The following is a 2,683-nucleotide window of genomic DNA, read 5'->3' as shown; positions in this document are numbered from 1 at the left end:
CCGCGACTATGCCGAGCATCACGGCCCTCACACCAACTGCAGCCCCGCTCAGGGTCCTCAAGCTCGGCATAGTCGCGGTCTCGGCATAGGTCAATCTATGCGGATATCCACATAGATCGACAAGTTCGGCTACATGGACCTCGACCGCCACGGCGCGGAGATGCTCTTCCAGGTGTTGACCGAGCGTGAGGAGAAGAACAGCGTCGCGATCGCCTCCAACGAGTCGTTCTCCAAAGCTGGACCAAAACCGTCACCGACCCCCGCCTCTGCGCGGCCATCGTCGACCGCCTGACTTTCAACGGCAACATCATCGAGACCGGCACCGACTTCTACCGACTCGCCACCACCCGAGCCCGCCAGGGCGCCGTCAGCTGACCAAAGCCTCCTTGCTCTTGAACATCAAATGTCACCAGGGCTAGCGTTCTCACACCTGCCAACTTCGGCACTCTCAGGGAAGTCCACATGCCTCGCCGGACACCGGGCGAGATCAGGTCCCAGCTGCCGCTGCGGGACACCAGGCACTTCAGGCGGACCGTCATCAGAGGACTGTCTGCTTCAACGAACCGCCAAATCGCCCAGTTCGAGCGGGAGCGACGCTTGCCCGGGGGTGACATTGCGCTTGCCTTCCGCCGCTGGGCCCAACGAGCCGGTCGCCCCCGCAACGCGGAAGAGTGGCGATACGGGTACTCCGACGTCCCCACAGGGCACATCCGCACGCTGCTCGAAGTCGCCGCTTGCAACCTCCGTCCTCGTGCTCGAAGAGAGCTGCAAGCCGCGTTGGCGCCGCTCGACGCACGCGTCCTAAGGCGCACTGTCAACGATCCATTCGCCCTGCAACATCTGCCCTGGTGGCAACGGCGCATCGAGATTTGACCCCAGTGCTGGCATGGATGGCATCACCGTTCCGGGGCACCAGCACTGCTGCTACTTCTCATCAACATTTGACGCTCCACTGAACGCCCGGTGCTGCCAGCCCTCAGCGAGAAACGCTCTCCGTTCTCACCTACGCAGCCATGCCGCACTGGTCCGGTTGCGGTAGCCACCATCGCAACCTCGATTTCGTCGTAGTCGAATAGTCCGCTGCTGCCCCTTGTCTGTGCCTGACTCTCCATCAAGCGGCCCTCGCAGGTGGACTATCGTCTGGGTGACATGGACTTCTGGACCGGAGTCCGGTTCTGCAGGAGGGGATCAGGCCGTGGGGTTGTTGCAGAAGTGGGGGCGCAGACGCATGACCGCGGGGGCGATTGAGGCCCGGGAGCGGGGGGAGAGCACCTACGTCTTCAGGCTGGCCTCGTCCAATGAGCAGATTCAGGGCCGGTACATCACGGTGATCGAATCTGAGGGTTGGAAGCTGGCCAGCCGTCACGAGGATCCCAGCCACCCACGTGAGCGCTGGGTACTGACGTTCCAGCGTGCCGACGTGACGGATGGGGGAAGCCCACAACCCTCCGCACCCGCGTAGCCACAGCTCCTTTCCACGCGACTGACTGGACCCTATATAAGTCCATCGTTGCAGTTCAGAAGCACTTCTCGTTTTCTGATCAAGTCATGGACAGCTCGTGCGGAGAACCGAAGCCAGGTAATTGCCGGTCACGCGCGCAGCAAGTCACGTTGCTGTGGGGGAGTGCGTCGGGGGAACTGCCTCACGCCTGGGAGAGAGGTGCGACCGGAACGGTGGCGCCGAGCGCGGCGCTCTGCAACGTCGTGATGCGCTCGATGACGAGCACCAGTAGCACGGCCGCCGCGGTCGTGAGCGCCTCCGCCACCACGAGGAAAGCCATCGACCCCGGGTCCACCCGGCCGCCCACCATGAGCAGCACCACGTGCGCGATCCAGGCGACCCACCACAGGTTCACCAGTGTCGTGTCTCGCTTCTGCTCCCATGACGCGGAGCTCGCGCGCCCGATACCGAGGACGAACTGGCGCGGGACAAAGAAGTTGACCACCGGTATGAACCAGGCGCCGATCGTCCAGGCCCGACTCGGGAGCGAGGCCCCGGGGGACAGCTCCTGGGCGTTGCTCCGGGACCGGGCGAGCCACACGAGGAACAGCACGATCGCAAGAGTCATCAGATAGAGGAAGATCATGGAGATGAAGCCCGACTTGTGCAGGGACGCCTCCGTGTGGCGTAGGTAGTGATCCCGGACGGCCGCGGCGCGGAACGCGTCCGCCACGGCAGCCACCGCTATCACCGCCTGCGCGGAGCGGGCAACGATCCAGGGAGCTTTGCGGGCGGTGCTCGTCATCGTCTTCGGCCTGTCTCGGAGGCGTGTGTGGCCGCAGCGAACGCTGGGGCGGAGTGATCATAGGGTCTACTTGCCGCACGGTGCGTACTACTTTCGGGGTCGTCGGTCGCGGGATGCACGTCCCCGACGGCACATGGCCGCAAGGCAGTTCCCGCCCAGAGCACCGCTCTGCGAAACCACTTCATGGCCATCACGTCGACGCGGACACGCGGGTACCCCGATGCTCTTCTTCACCTGAGCAGTGCAGCTTTCCTAACGACGAACAGGACCTTAAGCAAGCCCCATCACCCCAGATCAGAGGCACTCTCCGCTTGTCGGATCACGCCTCGGATACTCCGGCTGGGTCGGGTAGCGGGGACGCATCGCTGCGTCCCCGCCCCCTCAGAACCGTGCTTGCGCCTTCCAGCGCACACGGCTCAAGCGGGCCTATGGCCGCT

The 2,683-nt window shown here is 64.1% G+C and carries 1 protein-coding gene and 1 pseudogene; one reads left to right on the top strand and one right to left on the bottom strand.

Features of this window, described 5'->3' with window-relative positions:
• Positions 1 to 115: 115 nt before the first annotated feature.
• A pseudogene (locus ACIRR9_RS55920) lies at positions 116 to 375 on the top strand (ATP-binding protein); the annotation flags it as partial.
• Between the two features lie 1,268 nt (positions 376 to 1,643).
• Here ACIRR9_RS55920 and ACIRR9_RS55915 read toward each other — a convergent pair.
• Positions 1,644 to 2,246 (bottom strand): DUF4328 domain-containing protein, encoded by a 603-nt coding sequence (locus ACIRR9_RS55915; RefSeq protein WP_403769803.1) that lies wholly within the window; start codon positions 2,244 to 2,246, stop codon positions 1,644 to 1,646.
• Positions 2,247 to 2,683 lie beyond the last annotated feature (437 nt).

This window comes from Streptomyces sp. NPDC101234, from assembly GCF_044767525.1.
GTDB lineage: Bacteria > Actinomycetota > Actinomycetes > Streptomycetales > Streptomycetaceae > Streptomyces > Streptomyces sasae.
Note: the sequence above shows the minus strand (reverse complement) of the source record. Positions and strands in the feature narration are given on the sequence as shown.

Coding starts and splice junctions, on each gene's coding strand:
- ACIRR9_RS55915 (WP_403769803.1), bottom strand. CDS start 2,246: ATGACGAGCACCGCCCGCAAAGCTCCCTGGATCGTTGCCCGCTCCGCG.